The 18,545-nt window shown below is 61.4% G+C and carries 16 protein-coding genes; 6 read left to right on the forward strand and 10 right to left on the reverse strand.

The annotated features are described in order from the left end of the window. The 9 genes from AC6FTP_RS19485 to AC6FTP_RS19525 all read right to left on the reverse strand — a co-directional run. A partial coding sequence (locus AC6FTP_RS19485) for a glycosyl hydrolase family 28-related protein (protein ID WP_497208582.1) occupies window positions 1-604 on the reverse strand: 604 nt, incomplete at its 3' end. A 34-nt stretch (window positions 605-638) separates the two neighbouring features. Next, on the reverse strand, window positions 639-1,037 hold the full coding sequence (locus AC6FTP_RS19490; protein WP_497208583.1) for a DUF5071 domain-containing protein: 399 nt from the start codon (window positions 1,035-1,037) through the stop codon (window positions 639-641). Between the two features lie 12 nt (window positions 1,038-1,049). Next, window positions 1,050-2,447 (reverse strand): N,N-dimethylformamidase beta subunit family domain-containing protein, encoded by a 1,398-nt coding sequence (locus tag AC6FTP_RS19495; RefSeq protein WP_497208584.1) that lies wholly within the window; start codon window positions 2,445-2,447, stop codon window positions 1,050-1,052. A gap of 32 nt (window positions 2,448-2,479) precedes the next feature. Beyond that, window positions 2,480-2,965 (reverse strand): YkgJ family cysteine cluster protein, encoded by a 486-nt coding sequence (locus AC6FTP_RS19500; protein WP_497208585.1) that lies wholly within the window; start codon window positions 2,963-2,965, stop codon window positions 2,480-2,482. Between the two features lie 10 nt (window positions 2,966-2,975). Continuing rightward, on the reverse strand, window positions 2,976-3,848 hold the full coding sequence (gene folD / locus AC6FTP_RS19505; RefSeq protein WP_497208586.1) for a bifunctional methylenetetrahydrofolate dehydrogenase/methenyltetrahydrofolate cyclohydrolase FolD: 873 nt from the start codon (window positions 3,846-3,848) through the stop codon (window positions 2,976-2,978). A 59-nt stretch (window positions 3,849-3,907) separates the two neighbouring features. Next, window positions 3,908-5,164, reverse strand: a complete 1,257-nt coding sequence (locus tag AC6FTP_RS19510) for a PQQ-dependent sugar dehydrogenase (protein ID WP_497208587.1) — start codon at window positions 5,162-5,164, stop codon at window positions 3,908-3,910. A 124-nt stretch (window positions 5,165-5,288) separates the two neighbouring features. Then, window positions 5,289-8,021: an RNA polymerase-associated protein RapA gene (rapA, locus tag AC6FTP_RS19515; protein ID WP_497208588.1), complete on the reverse strand. Its 2,733-nt coding sequence runs from the start codon at window positions 8,019-8,021 to the stop codon at window positions 5,289-5,291. 151 nt (window positions 8,022-8,172) lie between these two features. Further along, window positions 8,173-8,361, reverse strand: a complete 189-nt coding sequence (locus AC6FTP_RS19520; protein ID WP_497208589.1) for a hypothetical protein — start codon at window positions 8,359-8,361, stop codon at window positions 8,173-8,175. Between the two features lie 96 nt (window positions 8,362-8,457). Further along, window positions 8,458-9,456 (reverse strand): AAA family ATPase, encoded by a 999-nt coding sequence (locus tag AC6FTP_RS19525; RefSeq protein WP_497208590.1) that lies wholly within the window; start codon window positions 9,454-9,456, stop codon window positions 8,458-8,460. Window positions 9,457-9,578: 122 nt separating this feature from the next. Between AC6FTP_RS19525 and AC6FTP_RS19530 the strand changes: the two genes are divergently transcribed. From AC6FTP_RS19530 to AC6FTP_RS19550, 5 genes are all read left to right on the forward strand, one after another. Beyond that, window positions 9,579-10,112 carry a sigma-70 family RNA polymerase sigma factor gene (locus AC6FTP_RS19530; protein WP_497208591.1) on the forward strand — a complete coding sequence of 178 codons (534 nt, stop codon included), beginning with the start codon at window positions 9,579-9,581 and terminating at the stop codon, window positions 10,110-10,112. Then, window positions 10,109-11,035, forward strand: coding sequence for an anti-sigma factor family protein (locus AC6FTP_RS19535; protein WP_497208592.1), 927 nt, complete (start codon window positions 10,109-10,111; stop codon window positions 11,033-11,035). The genes AC6FTP_RS19530 and AC6FTP_RS19535 overlap by 4 nt, the downstream gene beginning before the upstream one ends. A 3-nt stretch (window positions 11,036-11,038) precedes the next feature. Next, a complete protein-coding gene (locus tag AC6FTP_RS19540; protein ID WP_497208593.1) occupies window positions 11,039-12,916 on the forward strand; it encodes a GDSL-type esterase/lipase family protein in 1,878 nt (625 codons plus the stop codon). A 75-nt stretch (window positions 12,917-12,991) separates the two neighbouring features. Then, window positions 12,992-15,565 carry a DUF1592 domain-containing protein gene (locus tag AC6FTP_RS19545; protein WP_497208594.1) on the forward strand — a complete coding sequence of 858 codons (2,574 nt, stop codon included), beginning with the start codon at window positions 12,992-12,994 and terminating at the stop codon, window positions 15,563-15,565. A 4-nt stretch (window positions 15,566-15,569) separates the two neighbouring features. Then, window positions 15,570-16,823 carry a DUF1552 domain-containing protein gene (locus tag AC6FTP_RS19550; protein ID WP_497208595.1) on the forward strand — a complete coding sequence of 418 codons (1,254 nt, stop codon included), beginning with the start codon at window positions 15,570-15,572 and terminating at the stop codon, window positions 16,821-16,823. Between the two features lie 134 nt (window positions 16,824-16,957). On the opposite strand, the gene AC6FTP_RS19555 is transcribed toward AC6FTP_RS19550, so the two are convergent. Beyond that, window positions 16,958-17,854, reverse strand: a complete 897-nt coding sequence (locus AC6FTP_RS19555; RefSeq protein WP_497208596.1) for an ATP-grasp domain-containing protein — start codon at window positions 17,852-17,854, stop codon at window positions 16,958-16,960. A gap of 146 nt (window positions 17,855-18,000) precedes the next feature. Here AC6FTP_RS19555 and AC6FTP_RS19560 point away from each other — a divergent pair, with 146 nt between their 5' ends. Further along, window positions 18,001-18,240, forward strand: a complete 240-nt coding sequence (locus AC6FTP_RS19560) for a hypothetical protein (protein ID WP_497208597.1) — start codon at window positions 18,001-18,003, stop codon at window positions 18,238-18,240. The last annotated feature ends 305 nt before the right edge of the window (window positions 18,241-18,545 follow it).

Below are 18,545 nucleotides of genomic sequence, written 5' to 3' on the forward strand. Positions count from 1 at the left end.
GCAGGTCGTCCACGAACTCGCCGCTGAGCAGCGGGAAGAGCGTGGAGCAGGTGGCGTCGTTCATCTGCCACAGGTTTTCGCGCAGGGGCTTGTCGAGCTTGAAGCGGTTGCCGCTGCGGGCGGTCAGCGTGCGCTTGATCACGGTCTGGCGACCGGTTTTGGCGTCCTTGGCCCGCAGGCAGATGCCATCGCCGACGCAGAAGCCGGTGGCGTCGGTCAGCGTGATCTCCTGGTCATACCAGTCGCTGTCGAGCTTCAGCGGCGTGGTGGTGGAGGACTCTTTGATGAGCACGGTTTTGTCGCCCTCGCCGATGAGATGGACACCGCTTTGCAGACAAACGGCGTTTCGCAGTCGATACGTGCCCGCCAAGATGCGCACCGTGCCGCCGCCGAGCCTCGCCACATGATCCACCGCTGCCTGGATGGCCCGCTGGTCGCTGCCGACGATGTCCGCGTCCTTCGTGCCGACGGTGATCGTCAACGTCTCCTCCCACTTCGGCTGCACCGTCGCATCCCCGCTCGTCTGCCGCGGCACCGTGACCTCCGGCCGCTCCGCGGCGAAAAGCGAGGACGTGAGCGCGAGAAGGAGCAGCGTGGGTTTCATGCGGGGACTAACGCTGTAGCAGGCAACGGCCTTCCTAATTGAAGCAAAGTGTTGGTTCGTGGGCATGAATGGCTTCAAGGCAAACTTCATCGACATCGTCCAGTTTTTCTTCGCTGGTTGGAGACTTTGCTATTCGTATGATCTGTTCGCGAAACAGCTCATATAGTTCTTTCGAGTCAGAGAAGAGTCGACTCACATTGCGTTGCCAAGTGTAGTCGTCGGTTTGAAAAACTCTTCGAATCGACGGAGCCAAGGGGATGCCTATCGTTGATAGAAAAGGGTAGAGCTCCCAAGCGATGGGCCAGTTCATGTCTTGAAGCCACTCTAGCAATTCATACAGAACTGGTTCGACTTCAGGATATCCGGCTTTGATGACGAGTTGAACCGTCTCACTGTCGGATTTGTGTTTTGGAATAAGTAATGATGCTGACATGTAAAACCGGAATCACCTCCCCAGCCGCTCCAACACATTCTTCGTGATGCGCACCACATGCGCGTCGTTGCCTTGGAGGCCGTGGGACCAATCGGTGGTGGCGGCGGTGAAGACGGTGCCGGTGTTCGTGTAGAGGCCGAGGCAGGCGGCGCCGGTGCGGCCGATTTCCCATTTCTCATACCACTCGACGTCGTCGGGGTGCCAGCGGACGGGGCAGGTGCCGAGGACTTCGAAGGTCTTCGGCGTGCCATCTTGGTGCGTGGCGAAGGGCAGGCCGTCGCGCCATTCGAGCTCGCAGCCGTCGCACTCGTAGCCGACGATGGTGTCCTTCGCGCCAAAGCGGTCGCCGCGCTTCAGGCCGGTGCCTTCGTAGATCCAGTGGTCGGGGCGGTGGACGATGTAGGAGGCGTCGCCGTCCATGAACTGGCCGTGGCTGCGCATGTAGCCGCCCCAGAGGAAGCCGACGCCGGTGAGCTGGTTCTCAGGGCGCTGGAGCAGGTGATGGCTCCACGCGGTGCTGAGCGTCTTGAAGTCGCGGGTCTGGAAGACGGGATCGAGGTGGTAGTTCTGCTTGAAGCAGGTGAAGGCGCGGCCCTCCGCCTCGCTGCGCACCTGCCAGCAGCAGGTGTTGCCGCTGAAGAAGGCCACGTTGCCGCCTTTGGCGATCCACGCCTCCAAGTTGTCGCGCATCGGTGTGCTCCAATACTCGTCGTGGCCGACGCTGAGGACGAGTTTGTAGTTCGCGAGCATCTCGGGGCGGAATTCGAGGTCGTCATTGGCGGCGAATTCGAGTGTGTAGCCGTTTTGCTCCGCCCACACGACGAAGGGCAGCTCCCAGCGGGCGAATTGCGACGGGCCGGGCCGCTCAAAGCTCACGCGGCTGCCCTGGTTCTTCGAGAGGCTGTTGTAGGCATACACGGAGAAGCCGCCCCAGTTGTTGTAGGCGTTGTAGGTGTTCGAGCAGAGCTGCAAAAGGATCTTCGAGGTGCTGCCGGGCTTGGCCTGGCGCACGATGAACCACGCGCTGCTGATGGCGGTGCGTGCGCCGCGATGCGTCCACTTCCCGCCAGCATCGGCGGCACGCAGCGCTACCTCGTAGTAGCCGCTCTTCCAATCCGCAGCGACGGGCACGCGCACGCTCTCCGGCCAGCGACAACCATTCGCGGAGGCATCCTCCGGCACGGGATGCGCCGCGCCGGGCACGTCGGCCTTTTTCCACATGACCTCGCGTTTCGTGCCGAGTCGCGTGACCTCGATCTCAAACTTCGCCGCCGTGGTGCTGACGTGAATGGGGATTTCCTCGCCCTGCGCGACGCTGCGCTGCCCAGCGTAGCCTTCGATGAAGAGTGGGACGGGATCGGCCCCATGAAGGGCGGTGACGGCAAGGAGGAGGGCGAGTGGTCGGAACATACAGACGCTACGCCCCACACAGCCGATGGCTTTCAGTCGGTCAGCGCGCGGAAGTCCCGGTTCAGCAGTCGCTTCAAGGTCTGCATCTCGTGATACAACGGCGTGTCTGTCTGATCCCCGAGCACGCGTCTCACGCGCTCTTCCAGCGCTTCATCAACCGCGTGATCTCCGGCTTCAGCGAGTAGTTCGTGGATCCGCTGCACCAGCGTTTTGGCCTCAGCAATCTTTGCAGCCGCCTCCTCTTCGGTGATTTCCTCCGCCGCGAGCAGCTTCAATTGCAGGCACTCGAAGCGCCGGCAGCGCGTGGGGCGTTGCTCGTAGATCATGCAGGTGCAGTCATTGATGAAACGGCAGGGCTGCTTGAAGTAAGGCTGCGTCTTGCGTCGGTTGATCTGCATCCCGAGCTTCGCAAGCTCCTTCACAGAGTCCTGCGGCTGGAGCCTCACGATCTCAAACAACACGCCATTGCAGCACATGCCGCAGGCCGTGCAAAGTCGTGAGGCCGCTTCCTGAAACATGACGTGGGGCTTACGCCTGTTTGCACGCCTTGATCGTATTCGCCATGAGCATGGCGATGGTCATGGGACCGACGCCACCGGGCACGGGTGTGATGGCTTTGCACTTCGGAGCGACCTCTTCGAAAGCGACATCACCGACGAGCTTGTAGCCTTTCTCGGTGCCCGGAGCTTCGATACGATTGATGCCGACATCGATCACCACGGCGCCTTCTTTGACATGCTCGGCACGGATGAACTCGGGCCTGCCGATGGCGGCGACGATGATGTCGGCCTGACGGCAGATGGCGGGCAGATCTTTGGTTCGGGAATGGGCGACGGTGACGGTGGCATCACCGCCCACGCCTTTGGCCATGAGCAAAAGCGCCATCGGCTTGCCAACGATCATGCTGCGCCCCACGACGACGACATTGGCCCCGCTGGTCTCGATGCCTGCATCAATGAGCAGGCGCTGGCAGCCAAGTGGAGTGCAGGGGACGAAGCCGCTGGGGTCCTCCAGCGCGAGTTTGGCGACGTTGATCGGATGGAAGCCATCCACGTCCTTCGCGGGATCGATGGCGCGGACGATGGCGGCTTCGTCGATGTGCTTCGGCGGCGGGCTTTGCACGAGGATGCCGTGGATGGCGGGGTCGTTGTTCAAGGACTCGACGACGGCGAGCAGCTCCGCCTGCGTGGTGCTGGCGGGCAACTCGTGCTTCACGGAATGCAGGCCGAGATCGCGGCACTTCTTGTCCTTCGACCGGACGTAGGCGCGGGAGGCGGGATCATCGCCGACGAGCACCACGGCGAGGCCCGGCTTCTTGCCGAGCTTCGCCAGCTCGGCGATGTCACGGCGGCATTCTTCGAGGACTTTTTCAGCGACGGCGGTTCCAGAGATCAGGGTCATGGCAGGGGGATGATCCTCCTGCCATACACAGCCGTCGGGAAAAGGAAACGGGGCTTTTTTCAATCCACCGGCTCCATCTCCAGGCGGTAAAGTCCGCCGTCCTGGGAGAGCAGGATGGGCTCGCCCTCGGGATCGGCGGTGACGAGCGTGGGATTGAACTTGTGCGGATGCGGCCCGCGCTGGAGCACGAGGCGGCGCATGGGGTGCGCTTCGGCATCCATCTCCAGAGCCCAGACATGGCCGTAACCCCAGTCGGCGAAGAGGTAGGCACCATCGAGCCCCGCGAGCTTGCTGCCACGATACAGATGCCCGCCGACGATGCAGATGCCCTCGCCTCTGAGGCGCGTGTAGGCGTGGACGGGATCGGTAGAGTCGGTGCCTGCCAGCAGCGGCTTCGGATGAAAGGCGGTGCCCGTGGGCCCTTCGCGGTGGCTCCAACCGTAGTTGGCACCAGGTTTGATGAGATTGATCTCCTCCCACAGATCCTGGCCGACATCGGCGCACCAGAGGCGGCCTGTTTTGGCATCAAAACTGAGACCCCAGGGATTCCGCAAACCAAGAGCGTAGATCTCCTTCCGCACCATCTGATCCTTGGCGAAGGGATTGTCCGCCGGGATGGCATAAGGCAGCGCGCCACTGCGGCCATTAACGTCGATGCGTAGCACCTTGCCATGCAGCACCCAGGGATTCTGAGCCAGCGCGTAGGGGTCATCTCTCATGCCACCATCACCGAGCGCGATGTGGAGCATGCCATCCGGCCCGAAGAGCAAATGACCGCCCCAGTGATCCGCCAGCGGCTGCTGGATCTCCAGCACGATGCGCTCCGTCTCCGGCATGGCGATGGGCGCATCTCCTGCCGTGGCTTTCATCTCGCTGATGACCGTGCGCCGTGGGTCGTTCTGCGTGTAGCTCAGGTAGAAAAGACGGTTCGTGGCGAACTGTGGATGAAAGGCGATGCCATGCACGCCCTCCTCGAAAAGCAGGATGTCCTTCATGCGCTCACGGAAGTCGAGGAAGGGCCGCCAAGTGGCATCCTCCACGCGAACCGCACAAAACTCCCCACGCTGCATCGCCACCACCTGCTCGCCTTGGCCTTCCGGGATGGTGGCGAGCATGACGGGCGAGTCGAACTCGCGCTCGAAGGTCACCCGCGCGAGGCGGAATCCCGGCAGGTGCTCTTCTGGAATGTCCGGCGGCGGTATCTCCGGCGCGGTCACTTGCAGGATATCATTCTCCGGCGAGGCAGCGGAGGCGGAGATCGTGAAAAGCGACGCACCGAGGGCGAGCACGATCCGAAGTGAAGGGGGGAAGATCATCGGGGGGAAATGACGCCTCATGATCCGCACTCATCATGCCACACGGCAACGCCATTCCATCTTCCTTCGAATGTCGAGAAACACGTCGAACCTCATTCCAAATGAGGTTCGACGGCCATGCAGATCACTTCGACTGCACCACCAGCATCAGCGCATCGAGACGAAGGCGGGCTCCGCCGAGTGCTTCCTCCAGCGCAGTGATCTGGTCTTTGAGAGCTTCGATCTCCTCAGGCCGGACGTGGTCGTTGTGCACGCGCAGCGCTTCGAGTCGGTCGATCTCCGCCTGGATCTTCTCCTTCATGGTGGCGATGGCTTCGGCGACGAGCTTCTTCATCTCCGCATCGGCGATCTTGCGCGAGGCGCTGAGCATGTCGGGGAAGAGCTTCTTACGCACGGGCGGCTTCTCCAGCAGGCGCGTGGGGTTGCTCTTGTCGAGCTTGGCATGCAGATACGCCGTGTCAGTGCGGCGATCTTTGCCCGCATGATCCACGACCACACGCACAGGGACATGTGCGAGGAAGCGGTCCGCATTCAGGGCGGAGGGTGCCACGCATTCGACGACGAAGTGCGTCTCCAGCATGAGTCCCTCGACACCTGATGCACGCCATGCGGCGAAGCTGGAATTGCCATGCTCCCCGCCGAGCAGCAGGTCCAGCGCACCACGCACGATGGGGTGATCTGGGGTCAGCAACGCGATGTTTTCCCGCGTGATCGCACGCTGGCGATCAAAGGTGACGGTCAATCCTTCTTCCGGCAGTGCAGGGAAAGCATCCGTGATGAGGTCGCCGCGCTTGAAGACGTAGCTGCGATTCTCCATCTCCTCCACTTCGAGCCCGAAGTGATCCACAAGGCGGATGAAGAACTCCTCAAACTCATCGTCGGCATCCAGCTTGCGGATGGTGTCGATCACCGTGTCTGCCTGCTCGGGTTTGCAGGAGTTCAGCTCCAACAGCCGGTCATGGCCGCGCTCCAGCTTCTTCGTGACCTGACTGCGCAGCGTCTTGGTTTCCTTCAGGAAAGCCGTGAGCGCCTTGGCATCGAAGTCCTCAAGCAGCGGATTCAGCGAGTCCTGCAATCCCTGGGCGATCTCGGTGGCTCCATGCAGATTCTTTTCAAAGGCATCCAGCCCCTCGTCATACCAGCGGGCCAGCACTTCCTCGGCGCTCGCTTTGATGTAGGGCACGTGGATGTGGATCGTGCTCGTCTGGCCGATGCGGTCCAGTCGCCCGATGCGCTGCTCCACGACCTCAGGGTCCGCAGGCAGGTCAAAGAGCACCAGATGATGCGCGAACTGGAAGTTGCGTCCCTCGCTGCCGATCTCGGAGCAGAGCAGGATGCGTGCGCCGGATTCCTCTTCGGCAAAGAAAGCCGCCTGACGGTCGCGTTGCATCAGCGTCAGACCTTCGTGGAAGAGCGCAGCGGTCACGTTCACCTCACGCAGCAGACGTTCGTTGATCTCTTCGGCCAGCTTTCGGGTCCGGCAGATGAGCAGCACCTTTTGTTCGCCGAGCTTTTTTAGCAAAGCCGCGAGCCACTTCACCTTCGCCTCCAGCGGATCATCACCGCCGTCGATGGGTGCAAGCTTCGCCTTGCGCTCCGGGAAGCCGCTCAGGGCCGCACGCGTGTTGCGGAACATCACACGGCCCGTGCCGAACTCATCCAGCAGCGCCGCCACGAGCTTTTCGCGTGCGCCTTCGGTGCCGTCCTTCGTCTCCTTCGCCAGCGACTGCACATGCGGGGACTTTTTGGCAAAGAGCTTTTGGTCCGCCGCGCTGAGATTCTTGCCTTCCAGCAGACGGTCCACCGCACTGGCCACCTCTTCGTAGTGCTTCGACTCTTCCAGGAACTGCTCCAGATCGGCGTAGCGGTTCGCATCCAGCAGACGCAGACGGGCAAAGTGGCCCTCGGGCCCGAGCTGCTGCGGCGTGGCGGTCAGTAGCAGCAGACCGGGGATCTTCGCCGTCAGCGTCTCCACCATCGCGTAGCTCGCGCTCGCGCCCTGCGTGCTCCATTCCAGATGATGCGCCTCATCCACGATCAGCAGATCCCAGCCGGCTTCCAGTGCCTGCGCGGCGCGGTTCGGCGACTTCGCCAGGAAAGTGGTGCTGCAAATGACGAGCTGGCTTTCCAGGAAAGGGTTCGCGCTTTCCTCCTCCGTCTCCACCTCGTCGCAGCGGTTCTCATCGTAGATCGAGAAGCAGAGATGGAAGCGGCGATACAGCTCCACAAACCACTGATGCACCAGCGCATCCGGCACCAGGATCAGCACCCGCTCCGCGCGGCCCGTAAGATGCAGCCGATGCAGGATCAGGGCTGCCTCAATGGTCTTGCCCAGGCCCACCTCGTCTGCCAGCAGCACACGCGGCACCAGACGATTGCCCACCTCATTCGCGATGAACATCTGATGCGGCAGCAGGTCCACACGCCCGCCGCAGAGCCCACGCACGGTGGACTGGCGGATCTGCGCGCGGCGCTGCAGCGCCTCCACACGCAGGTCAAAGGTCACCAGGTCATCGATCTGGCTCGCCATCAGGCGGTCCTGCGGCTTGCTGAAACTGATCGTGTCCGCCAGTTCCGCCTCGCTGATCTCCACGTCCTTGCCGAGATAAAAGAGCATCCCCTTGCGCTCCTCCGTGCTCTCGACCTCGATCTGCTTGCCTTCATGAGTTTTGACCGTGTCCCCCGGCTGGAAGCGCACCCGGCGCAGCGGTGCCCCCGTGAGCGAGTATTGGCGCATTTCCCCAGCGGCTGGGAAGAAGAGTTCCACGCGCCCAAACTGGGCCTTCATGACTACACCAAGCCCCAGTTCGGGCTCATTGTTACTGACCCAGCGTTGTCCGGGAAGAGGTTGTTCCATGTCTGTGAGAAAAAGGGTCGCGATGGTAGGAGTGCAAGTCCCTTCTGCAAGCGCGATTCCTGGCAGATCAATGCATGAACTGCACGTCGCAAGGCAGGCTTAGAATCCTGCCAGATGACGGGATGAAATAACTTGTGCTCCGCAGCTTCTGCTAAAAGCCGAGCAACTTCGTCAGGCTCTCAAGCGTCCCGGCGAATTTGCTGCTGAAGCCCTTCAAATACGACGACGCCTCCAGCAGCCCCTCGGATGACACCAAATACCATGTGCGGTTCAGCTTCGCACTTGTCCCCGCTTTGATCAACAACTCCAATCTCTCCGAGGGGTCATTCTCGTCCGTCATTCAAAGCATCCTCATCCCAAACCGAATTGAAACGCCACGCTGAGCTCCTCCGCCTCGATTTTGCCCAGATGTCCTTCGTTCGAGGTGACACCAAAATCAGCCCATGCCAGCGAGAATTCCTTCGAGCACTTGCTTGCCCGTGTGGCCTGCGGCGGAGGCTTCGTAGCTGACGCGGATGCGGTGCAGGATGACGTCCTCGGCGAGATCGAAGAGATCCTCGGGCGTGACGTAATCGCGATCATGCATGATGGCGCGGGCGCGGGCGGAGTTGATGAGCGCGAGCCCGGCACGCGGGCTGCAACCGAAGTCGAGCAGCGGATTATCGCGCGTGCGGCGCACGAGTTCGACGCAGTGCTTCACGAAGACTTCGCTGACATGCACCGCCTGCACGGCTTCCATGGAGGTGACGAGATCGGCGACGGAGGCACCTGGCGTGTCTTCGATCATGTCGAAGGCGGAGCGCGGCACGGCGCCGCCGTCCTCTTTTCGCAAACCCATGCCGAGCTGGCGTTGCAGGATCAGTTGTTCTTCATCGCGTGTCGGATAACCGAGGCGATGCAGCAGCATGAAGCGGTCGAGCTGCGCCTCGGGGAGATCGAAGGTGCCGGATTGCTCCACCGGATTCTGCGTGGCGATGACGAGGAAGGGCGTGGGCAGCTTGAGGTTCTGTCCGCCAATTGTGACCTTGCGTTCCTGCATGGCTTCGAGCATCGCGCCCTGCACCTTCGGGGCCGCGCGGTTGATTTCATCGGCGAGCAGCAGGTTCGTGAACACCGGTCCGCGATGGATGCGAAACTCACCGCTCTTTTGTTCGATGATCTCCGATCCGATGATGTCGGACGGTAGCATGTCGATGGTGAACTGGATGCGTTTGAAGTCGAGATTGATGGCCTTGGCGATGGTGTTGACGAGCAACGTCTTCGCGAGGCCCGGCAATCCTTGCAGCAGCAAATGCCCGCCCGTGAGCAGCGCGATCATCACGCGCTCCACGACGACATCCTGACCGACGACGATCTTCGCGACACGCTCACGAACTCCGGCGACGAATTGCTGCGGACTCTGGGGCTTGGCGCTGGGAATTTTATCGGTGGGCATGGGAGGTTCAACGAACGGGAGCGGCATCCCTCTCGTTGCAAAGAATCGTGACAGACGGGGGCTTGCTTATTGCCGAAACTTTTTTCGGCAATTGGTGCCCCCCTTGCGGAATGTGTCTTCTGATGACACCTGCGGAAAATGAAAAGCACGACCAGTTCCTCCGGCTCTATGTGGAGCATGAGGAGGCGCTGAATGGCTTTGTGCGAACGCTGATGCCGACCCGCGAGGATGCACGGGAGGTCATGCAGGAGGTCGCTGTGGTGCTGTGGCGGAAGTTTGCGGAACTATCAGCCATCGAAGATTTCAGGCGCTGGGCGTTCGGGGTGGCGAAGTTCAAGGCGCTCGCATTCGTCCGGGACCGGATGCGGGACCGGCTGGTGTTTGATGAGGATGTGATGGAACTGCTGGCCGCCGAGGTCGCTGACAGCGCGGATGCGTATGAAGCCGAGCGAGAGGCGCTGGATGAATGCCTCGGCAAGCTCGACAGTGCTCAGCGCAAGCTGCTGGAGGCCGGGTATGCGCCGGGGGTCCGCATGGATGAGCTGGCGGCATCGCTGGGGCGTTCCCCGATGTCATTTTACAAGGCCCTGCACCGCATCCGGCTGGCCTTGATGGATTGCACGCAACGGGTGCTCAAAAGGGAAGGAATCGCATGAACTCAGATCACGAACGACTCGAACTGATCCGCCGCCATATCGACGGCACAGCCACACCGGAGGAGATGCAGGCATTGCAAGACCACCTGCGCAACGATCCCACCTTTCGCCGCCTCTTTGCTCGCTATGCCAGCCTGGACTCCGCATTGGGCGATGGACGGCTGGTCACCGCTACCCTGGCGAGACCTGCGTCACCGGCTCGCCAGCAATCGTCGTTCAAGTGGCTCACTTGGCGTCCGCTCACTGCGGCGGCGGCGGGATTGGTCATCGGGCTCTTCAGTGCGTCGATTTTATGGGCCATCTCCGCGCCTCGAATGAGCACGGAACGGCTCTTTTCGCTGCAAAATGGCAGCTTTGACGAAAAGCGATTGGAGCGCGGCTTTCCCCATCAAACCGGACCCTGGAGCGGTGATGAGGCCGCGATCACAGACGACGGAAGATTGAGCTTCATCTCCCCCGGCGGCGATTCGCGCGACCCCAGCGCCCGCGCCATCTCTTGCGATGTCTTCCAGCTCGTCGATCTCCGCCCGCTGCGCTACACATTCAGCCAGGAGGGCGATGCTGTGCTCGAACTCAGCGCGAACTTCCTTGATGCCCGCCCGCAGAACACGAAGCCCTCCGTCACCTTTTTCTGCCAGCTTTATGTTTTCCAGGGTGATCCCGCGATGCAGCACAAATCCTGGCCGCAGAGCATCACCGAAGCCCTTTCTAGCGGCAGCGTCCAAGTCACCACGCTCGGCAAGGATGCAAAAGGCACACTCACCGCCAAATGTCTCGTGCCCGCCGTGGCGGATTTTGCCGTCGTCCAAATCGCCGCACGGCCCAATCTCCGCCCCGCGAAACTCCAAGGCCTCTTTGTCGATGACGTGAAGCTCACGCTCAAGACCTCGCCCGAACTCCCCATCCGCATCGTCCAACGCTGAACCATGAAAACGTCACTCACCCTCGCTATCCTAGCCATCGCACTCCACGCGCAAGCCATCGACTATCCCCACATCACCGCCGAGCCGCAGAAGACTGGCTGGCCACTGACCGAGGAGGAACGCGCCTATGTCCTGAAGCCAGAGTTCGAGCGACGCCCAGGTCGCGAGGCGAGCAAACATCTGCCGCAGATGTGGCCGGTGGTGCCGAGTGCGGGGAACTGGGGTGGCACGTCGTGGCTCGATACGCATGAGCGGCTCGTCGAGTATGTGAAAGCGAACGCCGGCCCGATCGATGTGCTGCTCGTCGGGGACAGCATCACGCAGCAGTGGGGCAGTCCGCTGGACAAGGGCGTGCTGAATGATGCGTGGAAGAAGCACTTCAGCGGCTACAAGACGATCAACATCGGCATCGGCGGCGACAAGGCGCAGAACGTCTTGTGGCGGCTCGATCACGCCGGCGTCGAAGGTTTGCAGCCGAAAGTCGTGATCGTGATGATCGGCAATAACAACATTTTCTTCGCGCCCGAGACCGGCGTGGAGGCTGCGGCGAAAGGTGCGCAGATGGTCGTGGCGAATGTGCGCGAGAAGTTTCCGCAGGCCGAGGTCATCGCGGCTAGAATCCTGCCCTGTCATGCGCCGGGCAATGCCTTCTATGAGAACATCAAGAAGACCAACGCCGCGCTCGATGCCCTGAATCTTGGCAGCGATCCGAAGGTGCATGTGCTCGATCTCTGGAACGATTTCGCGAATGCCGACGGCACCATCAAGAAGCCCCTATTCGGGCCGGACAACATCCACCTCTCGCTCGAAGGCTACGGTGTGTATGCGGAGCGCCTGAAGCCACTGCTGGACAAGTTTCTCGGTGGCAAAGGCCTCGGCGGAGATGTGATCATTCCCGCGAAGAAGACCGGTGCTGCCACTCCCGCAGCGTCGTCATCATCTGGAGCGCCAACGACTGCAAACGCTTCTCCTCTCGAAACTCTGCTCAAGCCCACGCCGAAGACCGCCGATGGCAAGTCGCTCGTCTATCCTTACGTGCCGTATAACGAAGGCAAACTCGACCCGCAGCTCACCGGCTGGCCTTTGACGGATGCGGAAATAGCATGGGCCACGAAAGGCGAATACGAGCGGAAACCCGGCCACGAAGTGAAAAAGCATCTTCCCGAGATGTGGTTCGTCACGCCGACGGCGGGCCGTTGGAAGTCGAAGGAAGGCAGCGCGGGCAATCCGTGGATCGAGCACCATGCGACCAACATCGCAAACGTGAAAGCCGCAGGCGGCAACATCGACATCGCGCTGCTCGGCGACAGCATCACGCAGCACTGGGGCGGCGGATGGGATGGTGAGCCGTTCAATGCGGCATGGCAAAAGCACTTCGGTACGATGAAGACCGTAAACCTCGGCATCGGCGGAGATCGCATGGAGCACATCCTCTGGCGACTCGACCATGGCGCACTCGATGGTGCCTCGCCGAAAGTGATCGTGCTTATGATCGGCGTGAACAACGCCCCGCTCGTCTTCGGTAACGGCGTCTCCGTCACCGCCGCTGCGCACGGCATCAGGCTCTGCGTCGAAAACCTCCGCCTCCGCTGCCCGCAGTCGCAGATCATCCTGGTGAAGATTCTGCCCGCCTTTAATCCCAGCAAGGAAGTCGGCGCGAAGGTGCGCGAGATCAATGCCATGCTCGACACGCTGAAGCTCGATGCCGATGCGAATGTCCACGTCCTCGATCTGTGGAGTGATTTCACCAACGCCGACGGCACACTGAAGTCGGCGCTCTATTCCGACCAGTATCTGCATCTCGGCCCTGCGGGCTACGAGGCCCTTGCAGGCAAGCTGAAGCCTGCAGTGGAGAAACTTATGGGCACGGCCACCCGTTAATCTTCGACGCGCCATGACAAGTGCTCCCCTGCTCCTCAAGTCCGTCGCGATCGCGATGGTTTCCGCCGTCAGCACATGAAGAATTCATTCGCACTCCTCGCCCTACTGCTCGCGCCGCTGGCAGCGTTGCACGCTGCGGATAAGGCGGCTTTCTTCGAGCAGCACTGCTACGACTGCCACGATGCGGATGAGAAAAAAGGCGGGCTCGATTTGACTTCGCTCGCGCTGAAGCTCGACGACCGCGCGAACTTCGAGACGTGGGTGAAAGTCCACGACGCCATCGCGAATGGCGAGATGCCGCCGAAGAAGAAGGTGCGTCCGCCGGAAGCGGAGACGAAGGCGTTGCTCGCGGATTTGGATGCGAAGCTCATCGCGGCGGATGAGGCGCGGATGGCGAAGGATGGCGGGCGCGCAGTGCTTCGTCGGCTTACGCGCGTGGAGTATGAGAATGCGGTGCGGGATTTGTTGGCGCTGCCGCATTTGGAAATCAAAGAGATGCTGCCCGCGGATGGCTCACGGCACGGCTTCGACAAAGTCGGTGAGGCGCTCGACCTCTCGCATGTGCAGCTCGCGAAGTATCTGGAGGCGGCGGACCGCGCGCTCGATGCGGCGATTGCCACGCGCGACACGCCGCCGCCGGTGGTGAAGCGACGGCTGTATCCGACGGATTCGTTCAAGTGGCACGCGAACCTCAAGCTCGGCAGCGCGGTGCTGCTGAAGGATGGGCAGCCCGATCCGCTGTGGCCGGTGGCGACGGTGAAGCACGAGCCGGGTGACGACATCAAGACGCCGGACTTTTTCAAACTGAAGCAATCCGTCGCGCTGCTCACGCCGAACCTCGAAGGCTGGCTCAAGAGCATGACCTTCGCGCCGATGTTCGCGGGCAAGTATCGGCTGCGGCTCTCGACGTGGAGCGCGCATTGGAACGCGGGCAAGCTGGAGCCCGCGCCGGTGCCGCAGACGGTGCGGCTCTATGTGCATCCGCGCACGCTCGGCTACTTCGAGGCACCATCGCTCACGCCGAAGGTCCACGAACTCACGCCGTGGCTGGAGATGGGTGATGAGGTTATCTTTGATCCTGCGTCGTTCTTTTGGACGGGCTTGCAGATTCATCAACACAAGGGCGGCGGTGGGCTGCATGTCGGTCCGGCGATTGTGTGCGACTGGCTCGAAGTGGAAGGCCCGATCAACGAGCAATGGCCGCCGGAGAGTCATCGCCGTGTGTTCGGCGATTTGCCGCTGAAGCTCTTCGAAGCCGCGAGCGGGTTCACTCCGCCAACGCACGCACAGGCCGCGCAAAAGCTCGGCTACGGTTGGCCGAAGCCGTGGGAAATCCCACCGGGCGACTCAAAGCCGCAGCCGCTCGTCACCGTCGCCAGCGCCGCGCCGCTCGATGATGCGAAGCGTTTGCTCGCGAACTTTCTCCCGCGCGCTTTCCGCCGCGATGTGAGTGACGCCGAAGTGATGAAGTATGTCGGCCTCGTGCAGCAGCGGCTGGAAAAAGAGGACTGCTTCGAACTAGCAATGCGCCACGCCTACAAGGCTGCACTGACTTCGACGCAGTTCCTCTTCCGTAAAGAAACGCCCGGCCGGCTCGACGACCTCGCGCTTGCCACACGCCTCGCCTTCTGGCTCTGGAACTCACCGCCCGACGGCGCGCTGCTGCACAGCAAGCTCCACGAGCCCGCGATACTCCGCACGCAAGTCGAACGCCTGCTCACCGACCCACGCAGCGAGCGCTTCATCACCGACTTCCTCGACCAGTGGCTCAAGCTCCGCGACATCGACGCCACTGATCCCGACCGTGCACTCTACCCCGAGTTTCATCTCTATTTGAAGGAGTCCATGCTCGCCGAGTCGCGCGCCTTTTTCCGCGAACTCATCGCCAAAGACCTGCCCGCGTCGAATATCCTCGCGTCTGATTTTGCCATGCTCAATCAGCGCCTCGCCGAGCACTACGGCATTTCAGGCGTCACCGGTCCCGACATCCGCCGCGTGCCACTCCGGCCCGGCAGCCATCGCGGCGGGTTCCTCACACAGGGCGCGGTTTTAAAAGTCACCGCCAATGGGACCGTGTCATCGCCCGTCGTGCGCGGCGTCTTCGTCACCGAACGCATCCTCGGCCAGCCCGTGCCACCGCCGCCGCCCGGCGTGTCCGCGATCGATCCCGACACGCGCGGCGCGACCACCATTCGCGAGCAACTCGACAAGCATCGCGCTGATACAAGCTGCGCTGGGTGCCATCGCAAGATGGACCCGCCAGGCCTCGCTTTGGAGAGCTACGACGTCATCGGCGGCTGGCGCGCACAGTATCGTTCGTTGGAAAAAGGCACGCCCGTCGCGCTCAAGTTCCCCGACAGCACCGGCGTCCGCTACAAGGCCGGCCCCGCCGTCGATGCGAGCGGCGAAACCGCGCAAGGCGAGCCCTTCGCGGACCTCGCTTCATTTCAAGAACTCGCGCTCGCCAAGCCCGAACTCATCGCCCGCGCCTTCGTCACGCAAATTCTGACGTATGCGACAGGTGCGGAGCCGAGCTACTCCGACCGCAACGAGATCGAGCGCATTCTCTCGGAGTCGGAGACCAGGAAGTTCGGCGTGCGGTCGTTGATTCACGCATTGGCTGAGAGCCGCTTGTTCCAAAACAAATAGAGTCATGAAAACCTTCACCACCCGTCGCCACTTCCTCCGCGCCACCGGAGCCACGCTAGCGCTGCCTTTTCTCGAATCGCTCGCCCGCGCTGCTGCGCCGGTGCCGCCCCGACGCATGCTCGCGATCATGACGAACATGGGAGTGATGCCGCGCTACTTTTTCCCGGAGAAGCCAGGTCGCGATTACGGCAGCACGCCGTATCTCGATTTGATTAAAGCTCATCGAGATCGCTTCACCGTATTCAGCGGCGTGTCGCATCCGGGCGTGGATGGGAACCATTCGTCCGAGCGCAGTTTCCTGAGCTGCGCGCCTCATCCGGGCGCGAGCAGTTTCAAGAATAGCATCTCGCTCGACCAGTTCGCCGCCGAGCAGATCGGCGCGCAGACGCGCTTCGGCTCGCTCGTGCTCAGCGTGGGGCGCGATCACATGGGCACGCCGTCCACCACGCGCGATGGGGTGCAGCTTCCGGCGGAGCGCAATCCCTCGGCGCTGTATCGTCGGCTCTTCGTGCAGGGCACGCCGCAGGAGATCGAACGAAGCATTGATGACTTGCGCAGCGGCGGCAGTATCCTCGACTTCGTGCGAGATGAGGCGCGGAGTTTGGAAAAGGGATTGCCCGCGCGCGACAAGGAGCGGCTCGACCAATATTTCACCTCGGTGCGCGAGTTGGAGCAGCGCTTGCAATACGCCGAATCGTGGGAGCGCAAACCGAAGCCAATCGTGAGAGTGCCGATGCCAAAGGACATCCCGAGTGACACCGAAGTCGAGACGCAAACGAACCTCATGTATGACACCATGCGCCTCGCGCTGGAGACGGACAGCACGCGCATCATCACCATTTACCTCGGCCCGCTGCTCATCACGCCAAACATCCCCGGCGTGAAAAACCAGACGCACGCGCTCACGCATCACGGCAACGACGAGTCGAAAATCGCCGAGCTGAAGAAGATCGAGGAAGCGCAGTTCCGCAGCCTCGCGCGCCTGCTCGATGGACTCACCAGCGTGAAGGAAGCCAATGGCACCCTGCTCGACAACACGATGCTACTCTACGGCTCGAACCTCTCGAACGCGAACTCCCACGACACGACGAACCTGCCCATCATCTTCGCCGGTGGCGGCTTCAAGCACGGCCAGCACCTCGCCTTTGACAAAAAGAACAACAAGCCGCTCGCAAATCTCTTCGTCACGATGCTGCAGCGAATGGGCATTGAGTCTGACAAGTTTGCCAGCAGCACGGGGACGATGAGCGAGATTTGACCACCCTGTGTTTTGGCTGGTTCACGGAGCACTTCGCCAACGATCCCGACTGCCTCTTTGCCGCCCTCTACAACTACGACACGATGAAAGGGCAACCGGACATCGAAGTAGAGTGACTTGAAACTTCACAAAGCTCACAGTCTTTCCGCGATGGCCGTCGCTAGCGCATCCGCAGCAGGCGGATGGAAACGGAAGAACAGCTCGGGCTCCACGAGTTCCAGTTCCATCAGGGAAAGCCCGCCCGACTCATCCCGCACGGCGTCCACGCGGGCATAGAGAGGTGAATGCGGGCAGGTTGCGACTGCCGCCTCCGCAAAGGCGATCTCGTCCGCCGTCGGAGTGTGAGGATGCACCGTGCCGCCGTGATCATCCTGCACGCGGAAGTCGCCCGGCTTTGCAATCTTCCGCACCGCATGAGTGCAGCGACCACCGATCACCATCAGCGAAAGCTCCCCCTGCGTCAGCACGCTGGCGAGGAACGGCTGGACCATCATCGACTCCACAAGCAGCAGTTCCTGGAGCACCGATTCATGCGCCTCCAGGTTCGACACATTCAGCCGATAGGTATGCCGCGCTGCGCCCGAAACCGCCGGCTTCACAATCGCCTCGTTCCATCCGCAGTCAGTGAACACCTCACGGAGTGACGTCGTTTCTCCGCGCTCGATGAACCGCGTTACCGGCACGTTCACCCCACGCTCTGCGAGGTCCCGCAGATAGTGCTTGTCCACATTCCAGCGCACCAGCTCTGGTGCATTGAAAAGCGGTATCGAGTCTGCAAAACGCTCCATCCAGGCCGAAAACTCCGCGAATCGCTCAAAGTAATCCCACGTCGAGCGAAACACCGCCGCACGAGCACGACTCCAGTCAAAATCAGGATTTGACCACGCCACTCGCGCCGTGCGCAGCCCACGCGCCTCCAGGCCTGCCATCAAGAGCCGCTCCTCGCCGAGCAACTGCGCCTGATACCAGTTCGTTTCGTCAGGTGTCTCGTAGCGTTGATCAGTGAGAATGATGATGTCGTAGTCTTGCATGTGATTTCAGTCTGTGTGCTCAGCGCTCACAGGCAATCGGCCATTTGGGCCTCTTGGTGCCGCAGCGCGTTTTCGCCGTCGGGGTGTACATAGTTTGCGCACGAGCGCAGGGCACGCCTTCTGGGGAGCGTTACGTTCTGCTGCTCATGCTCCGCTTCAAAACAGCTCTCGTCGTCTCCTCCCTACTGATGCTCGCAACTTCAGCCTTTGCCGTCGAGACGATCGATCAAGACACTAAGTTCATGGTGGTCGCCCAGCGATTCCAAATCGACTTCGGGATCTCCCTGAAGCTCGCTCGCGTCGATAATCCGGTATTTGCCAAAAACTATACTGTAACCGCGCTCAAGCCTGAGCATCAAGACAATGCACTGCAAATCCTCACCTGACCGCGCACGTCGCTGACGAAGGGCGCGGCGATCAGCCTTTCCTCGAAAAACTCAAAACCGACCCGATCCTCAAAGCCAAAGCGGATCGACTCATCGAGTTTTTCCAACTCCTCAAACGCGATCTAGCCATTTCAGAGACCAGTCCGCTGTATTCGCAACTTGAAGCTGCGTGCCCTCCACTAGGCGGTGTTTGAAAACCCTCAACAACCGTATCTGAGCCAGTCGATGATGGAGGCGAATTGAATGAGGGAGAGGAAGTGAAGGGCAAGCTTGTCGCGCCTTGTGCTTGAGCAGGCCCAACGTTT

The sequence above is a fragment of the Prosthecobacter sp. genome, from assembly GCF_044378005.1.
In the GTDB taxonomy this organism is placed as follows: Bacteria; Verrucomicrobiota; Verrucomicrobiia; order Verrucomicrobiales; family Verrucomicrobiaceae; genus Prosthecobacter.